Origin of the sequence: Serpentinicella sp. ANB-PHB4 (genome assembly GCF_031432315.1) — a bacterium.
GTDB lineage: Bacteria > Bacillota > Clostridia > Peptostreptococcales > Natronincolaceae > Serpentinicella.
The window spans coordinates 23393-29888 of the sequence record NZ_JAVKGO010000016.1; the positions used below are offsets into that span (position 1 = coordinate 23393).

Here is a 6496-nt window from a genome sequence, read left to right on the forward strand (position 1 = left end):
CTACCATGGAATTACAAAAGCTATATGACACAAAAAAAATTACAGTAGAAGATGCTTTAGGGAAAATCAAAAGTGGCGATGAAGTAATAACTGGATTAGGTGCAGCTGAAGCTAAAGCCACCTTAACAAGAATGCATGAAATCGCTGATAGAGTAAAAGATGTTAATGTAGTTACATGTTTACCAATGGGTAATTACGAGTATTTTGCAGATCCTAAGTACAAAGAAAGCTTTAAAATGTCAGGATGGTTTTATAGCCCTGGTATAAGGAAAGCACATCCTAATGGAAATGTAACCTTTATTCCAAATCACCTACATTTAGCTGGTCTTAAAAGATTAGCCCATAGAAAACCTAACGTGTTTATTGGTACTGCAAGCCCTATGGACAAACATGGATACTTATCATTATCATTAAGTGCAACATATGAGCGTTTAGTAATAGAACAAGCGGATATCGTTATATTAGAGGTTAACCCTAATATGCCTAGAACTTTTGGAGATACAACAGTGCATATAAGTGAAATAGATCATTTAATAGAGGTTGACTATGAATTACCTCAATTGCCAGTTGTTGAACCTTCTGAAAAAGATAAAGTAATTGGTGAATATATTGCAGAGTTCGTAGAAGACGGTTCAACAATTCAACTTGGAATTGGCGGAATCCCAAATGCAGTTGCAGCTGCGCTTGTAAACAAAAAAGATTTGGGTATTCATACAGAGATGTTTACTGACGGAATGGTTGACTTATACAAGGCTGGTGCCGTAACAAACAAAAACAAATCTCTAATGCCAGGAAAAATGATCGCAACTTTTGCTTTAGGGTCTAAAAAATTATATGATTTCATAAATGATAACCCTGCAGTGCAAATTTTAAATGGTGATTGGGTAAATGATCCTCATGTAATTGGACAAAACCGAAAAATGACTTCGATTAACACAACTTTAGAAATTGATTTAACAGGTCAATGTTGTTCTGAGTCTATTGGACACAAACAATTTAGTGGTACAGGTGGACAGTCGGATACTGCTGTTGGAGCGCAAAACTGTCCAGAAGGAAAGTCTTTTATAGCACTTTATTCAACTACAACAGTTAAAACGCCAGATGGTGGAAGAAAAACAATTTCTAAAATTGTACCAACGTTAGCTCCTGGAGCGGCAGTGTCTTTATCTAGAAATGATGTGGATTATGTTGTTACTGAGTTTGGAGTAGCTTCATTAAGAGGAACATCTATCAATGAAAGAGTAGAAAGACTTATTTCAATTGCACATCCAGACTTTAGAGATGAGCTAAGAGAACAAGCAAAAGAATTAATGATCTGGTAATTAAAAGTAATGTTTACTTTAAAAAGGTAGACTCCTAATAGGAGTCTCCTTTTTATATAGTAGACAAGTTTTGACTACTGTCAGTTGCAAAATCATACAGATTTTAAATAAAAATTAAAAGATAAAAAAGGATTTAATGTTTTTTCATAGAATTATATAAAGATATATTCTTATTTATATTTATTATTTTGATAGAATTCGGGAGGGATAATTATGACAAATGCAAAAGTTGCAGGTACAGGTATGTATGTACCAAACAATCTAATAACAAATGAACAGATGGCAGAAATGTTTGGACAGCCATTAAAACCAAGCCTAGAAGCAAAAGTGGGTATAAAACAAAGGTATGTAACAGGAGAAGACGAAAGTACGGTAGATTTAGCTACTGAAGCTGGTAAAAAGGCAATTGAAGACGCTGGATTATCAGAACTAGATATTGATTTAGTAATCGTAGCTACAGATACACCAGAGTATATCAGTCCTGCTTCATCTTCTGTCGTACAAGGAAGACTAGGTGCTAAAAATGCCGGAACCTTTGATATAAATGCTTCTTGTTCAGGCTTTGTAACAGCTACTGATGTAGCAGCTAGTATGATAATGCGTGGAGGATATAACAATGTACTTGTAATAGGAGTATATAACATGACAAAGTTTGTTGATAAGACAAACATAAATGTTTTCCCTATCTTTGCTGACGGAGCAGGTGCAGTTGTACTTCAGGCAACAGAAGAAGATAGAGGATTACTTGCATCAAAACTAATTGCAGATGGTACTCAATATGATTTCTTAGGAATTTATGCTGGTGGAACCAAAAATCCTATGACGCCAGAAAGACTGGAAAATAAAGAGAACTTATTAACATTCTTAAAACCTTTACCAGGAGATAGAAATATTAAATTATGGCCTGGGTTGATTAAAGAGACACTAGAAAAAGCTAACCTAGAATACAAAGATGTAGATCACTTCTTATTCACACAGATCAACAAGCACGTTATAGTGGAAGTAATGAAAGTTTTAGAAATGCCAATGGAGAAAACAACTTGCATAATGGGTGAATATGGGTATACTGGATCAGCATGTATTCCTATGGCTATGGATGTAGCTGCAAAAGAAAACAAGATAAAAGAAGGCGATACTGTTGTTCTTGTAGCATCTGGTGTTGGTTTCAATGTAGCATGTACTGTAATTAAATGGTAATTAATTTGAAAAACATCCTATAAAGTATAGGATGTTTTTTTATGATAGGAAAGTTCTGCTTTCTATTCTTTATTGCTTTCTAAAACTTATTTGATAAAAAAAAGATAATGAAATATAATAAACTTGAAATTAACAATTTTAAGGGGAAGTAAATGAATGAAAGAATTACTAGAGACAATTATAAAAACTAGAGATGAAAAATCTGAATCAGAAGTTAAAATGATGTCGCCTTTGGTTTTGGCTTACGTAGGGGATGCTATCTTTGAAGTTCACGTACGCAATTACTTAATTGCAAGAAATAACGTCTCTGTACATCAATTGCACAAATTAGCAACAACGTATGTCAAAGCAAAAGCACAGTCAAAAATAATTTCCGAATTAGATCAACGACTAAAAGATGAAGAAAGAGCCATTGTTAGAAGGGGGCGTAATCAGAAGACTGGTACAACTCCCAAAAACGCCGATATCATGGACTACAAATACGCCACTGGATTTGAGGCCCTTATTGGTTACTTGTTTTATATAGGTGATATGGATAGATTGAGAGAAATATTGGAATTATCTACTGAAATAATAAGAGCAGAACAGTAGTTTAAGGGGGAGAAAAATGGAAACAAGTTTAAATGTATCCTTAATACAGCATACGCCAGAACCAGAGAAATTAGTTGGTTCAGCAGCTAGACTTTGTTATGCTTCAAGTAATATTGCAAAGATAATGGATAGCATAGATGGAGATCAAAATAGTAAATTTATAAATATGTTAGCTGAAATGGGACATGAATCCCCTTTTGAACATATCAACTTTACCTTTGCTATTGAAGGTGTATCGCGAAGTTTGACGCACCAATTAGTAAGGCATCGTATTGGATCAAGCTACTCTCAACAGAGTCAAAGATATGTTAAAGAAGGAGCCTTTGAATATATAATTCCTCCGGAGATTAAAAATGATCCTCGTGCAAAAAAAGTATATGTAGAGGCAATGATGAAGCAACAAGAAGCATATGATGAAATTACTAATCTTTTAACTACAAGGTACTATAATAAAAACATAACCCAAGGAATACCTGAAAAAAAAGCCAAATCTTTAGCAGAGAAAAAAGCCATAGAAGACGCTAGGTTTGTTTTACCAAATGCATGTGAGACAAAAATTATTGTAACGATGAATGCAAGGGCTTTATTCAATTTCTTTCATCATAGATGTTGCAGTAGGGCCCAGTGGGAAATAAGAGAGTTAGCTACCGAAATGTTAAGACAAGTTAGAGCTGTAGCGCCATCAATTTTTGGTAAATCTGGTCCAAATTGCTTGACATCTTCATGTCCGGAAGGTAACATGACTTGCGGATCTATTAATGAAGTGAGAGAGAAGTTTAGAAGCTTACAATAATGGTTAAAATACAAAAAAAGTTTAGAGGTGGTTAAGTGGCGAATGACAAAATTGCTGGTAGAAATCCGGTTTTAGAAGTGCTTAAATCTGGAAGAGATGTAGATAAAATTTTGGTGACAAAAGGTGCCGGAGAAGGTTCTATCAACAAAATTGTAGGAATAGCTAAAGATAAAGGCATTCCGATTCAGTTTGTTGATAAACAAAAGATAAATGATTTAGCAGAAACAAAATCCCATCAAGGTGTTGTTGCATTTGTTGCAGCGTATAAATATAGTACTGTAGAAGATATATTACAAAAATCAACAAAGCAAGGCACAAAACCTTTTATACTAATCTTAGATGAAATTATGGACCCACACAATCTAGGTTCTATTATGAGAACTGCAGATGCAACAGGGGTGGATGGAATTATTATTCCTAAAAGACGGTCAGTTGGTTTAACGGCGACGGTGGCAAAAACCTCTGCTGGTGCCATAGAATATGTACCTGTTGCGAAGGTTTCTAATATATCTCAAACTATTGAAAAGTTAAAGTCTGCTGGTGTGTGGGTTATAGGTGCGGATATGGATGGTGAAAAGGCGCACTATGATGAGGCATTTGATGGTCCTATTGCATTAGTACTAGGAAATGAAGGCCAGGGCATATCCCGACTAGTGAAAGAAAAGTGTGATTTCCTTATCAACATACCGATGGGAGGCAAGGTATCATCTCTAAACGCGTCTGTAGCTGGTAGCATATTAATGTATGAGGCTTTTAGACAACGACGATAGTACAATTTTATAGGGGGTGCGCCATTGAAGGAGTACTTAGTTCTAGATGGGTATAATGTTATAAATGCATGGCCCCGTTTAAAAGAAATAGCTCATAAGGATTTAGCCTTAGCAAGAGTTGAATTAATTGATATGATGATAGAATACCGTACATATAGTGGTTTAGAAATTATTGTAGTTTTTGATGCGCATCTAGTAAAAGGCAATAATGGTACGAAGGAGATATTAAGTGGGATAGAAATCGTTTATACAAAAGAGAGAGAGACGGCTGACGCCTACATAGAAAAAGCGATTATAGAAATCACAAAAAGAAACCGTGCTGTGGTCGCAACAAATGATTGGGCAGAGCAACAAATGATTTTAGGTGGCGGTGCAACGAGAATATCCGTAAGAGAATTGATTTTAGATTTTAGCAATATGAAAACAACAATAACTCGGGATGTCTCAAGACAAACTGAACAAAAAGATGTTTTATCGACAAGAGTCGACCCAATAACCCTTAAAAAGCTTGAAAAACTAAGAAGGAGCCGTTGATTATTGTTGACACGGTTTGTAAAAATAAGGTATAATAACCTTATCGGTTTTTGACGTGATGTGATAAACAAGAAACAATTATGGGACAAGCTATGAAAAAGGGTGGAGGCGAATAGGTGTGCAGACCGTTGTTATTGAAAAAGAATCAAGTGTGGAGCAAGAAATTGTAGATGAAAATGTAGTATTAGCAGCTAAAAATGGTAATGTTCAAGCTCAAGATCTTATAATTAAAAACTATAAGAATTTTGTGCGTGCGAAGGCAAGATCGTATTTTTTAATTGGGGCAGATCGTGAAGACATTATCCAAGAAGGGATGATAGGTCTTTATAAAGCGATAAGAGATTATCGAGCTGACAAATTAACATCTTTTAGAGCCTTTGCTGAACTATGTATCACAAGACAAATAATAACAGCAATTAAAACTGCTACAAGGCAAAAACATATTCCTTTAAACTCTTATGTTTCGTTAAACAAACCTATTTATGATGAAGAATCTGACCGAACGTTATTAGATATTTTGTCCGGACACAAAGTGACAGATCCAGAAGAATTAATTATATGTAGAGAAGAATTAATGACAATGGAAGATAAAATCGGGGATGTATTAAGTGAGCTAGAACTTAAAGTATTAATGTTATACTTACAAGGTAGATCCTATCAAGAAATTGCAAAGGACTTAAAACGCCATGTGAAATCAATAGATAATGCGTTGCAGAGAGTTAAAAGAAAACTTGAAAAATATCTAGAAACAGTGGAAGAACAAGAATAATACTGTTACATAAAGCCAGTAAAGAGATGTTACTGATAGATAATAAGTATCTATATATAATCATTAAGGAGGAATAAGAAATGGGAAAAGCAAAGTTTGAGAGAAGCAAACCTCATGTAAACATTGGAACAATAGGACACGTAGATCACGGTAAAACAACATTAACAGCAGCGATTACAATTACACTAAACAACAGATACTCAACAGGTGATGCAGTAGCGTTTGACAACATAGACAAAGCGCCAGAAGAAAGAGAAAGAGGAATTACAATCTCAACAGCACACGTAGAGTACGAAACACCAAACAGACACTACGCTCACGTTGACTGCCCAGGCCATGCTGACTATGTTAAAAACATGATCACAGGAGCAGCACAAATGGATGGAGCGATCCTAGTATGTTCAGCAGCAGATGGACCGATGCCACAAACAAGAGAGCATATCCTACTATCAAGACAGGTAGGGGTACCATACATCGTAGTATTCCTAAACAAGTGTGACATGGTAGATGACGAAGAATT

General features: G+C 35.2%; 8 protein-coding genes. All 8 read left to right on the forward strand.

Annotated elements, in window-relative coordinates:
* The first annotated feature begins 5 nt into the window (after nucleotides 1-5).
* Nucleotides 6-1322, forward strand: coding sequence for an acetyl-CoA hydrolase/transferase family protein (locus RH915_RS10535; RefSeq protein ID WP_310479913.1), 1317 nt, complete (start codon nucleotides 6-8; stop codon nucleotides 1320-1322).
* Nucleotides 1323-1535: 213 nt separating this feature from the next.
* Nucleotides 1536-2519: a 3-oxoacyl-ACP synthase III family protein gene (locus tag RH915_RS10540; RefSeq protein ID WP_310479914.1), complete on the forward strand. Its 984-nt coding sequence runs from the start codon at nucleotides 1536-1538 to the stop codon at nucleotides 2517-2519.
* A 156-nt stretch (nucleotides 2520-2675) separates the two neighbouring features.
* Nucleotides 2676-3110: a Mini-ribonuclease 3 gene (locus RH915_RS10545; RefSeq protein ID WP_310479915.1), complete on the forward strand. Its 435-nt coding sequence runs from the start codon at nucleotides 2676-2678 to the stop codon at nucleotides 3108-3110.
* 16 nt (nucleotides 3111-3126) lie between these two features.
* Entirely contained in the window at nucleotides 3127-3903 is a 777-nt protein-coding gene (thyX, locus tag RH915_RS10550; protein ID WP_310479916.1) for an FAD-dependent thymidylate synthase, read from the forward strand.
* A gap of 35 nt (nucleotides 3904-3938) precedes the next feature.
* On the forward strand, nucleotides 3939-4673 hold the full coding sequence (gene rlmB, locus RH915_RS10555) for a 23S rRNA (guanosine(2251)-2'-O)-methyltransferase RlmB (RefSeq protein WP_310479917.1): 735 nt from the start codon (nucleotides 3939-3941) through the stop codon (nucleotides 4671-4673).
* Nucleotides 4674-4697: 24 nt separating this feature from the next.
* Nucleotides 4698-5207 (forward strand): NYN domain-containing protein, encoded by a 510-nt coding sequence (locus tag RH915_RS10560; RefSeq protein WP_310479918.1) that lies wholly within the window; start codon nucleotides 4698-4700, stop codon nucleotides 5205-5207.
* 112 nt (nucleotides 5208-5319) lie between these two features.
* A complete protein-coding gene (gene sigH, locus RH915_RS10565; RefSeq protein ID WP_310479921.1) occupies nucleotides 5320-5976 on the forward strand; it encodes an RNA polymerase sporulation sigma factor SigH in 657 nt (218 codons plus the stop codon).
* An 80-nt stretch (nucleotides 5977-6056) separates the two neighbouring features.
* Nucleotides 6057-6496: GTP-binding protein (locus RH915_RS10570; RefSeq protein ID WP_310479919.1), on the forward strand; the 440-nt coding region annotated here is incomplete at its 3' end.

Coding starts and splice junctions, on each gene's coding strand:
- thyX (WP_310479916.1), top strand. CDS start 3,127: ATGGAAACAAGTTTAAATGTATCCTTAATACAGCATACGCCAGAACCA.
- RH915_RS10535 (WP_310479913.1), top strand. CDS start 6: ATGGAATTACAAAAGCTATATGACACAAAAAAAATTACAGTAGAAGAT.
- RH915_RS10545 (WP_310479915.1), top strand. CDS start 2,676: ATGAAAGAATTACTAGAGACAATTATAAAAACTAGAGATGAAAAATCT.
- RH915_RS10540 (WP_310479914.1), top strand. CDS start 1,536: ATGACAAATGCAAAAGTTGCAGGTACAGGTATGTATGTACCAAACAAT.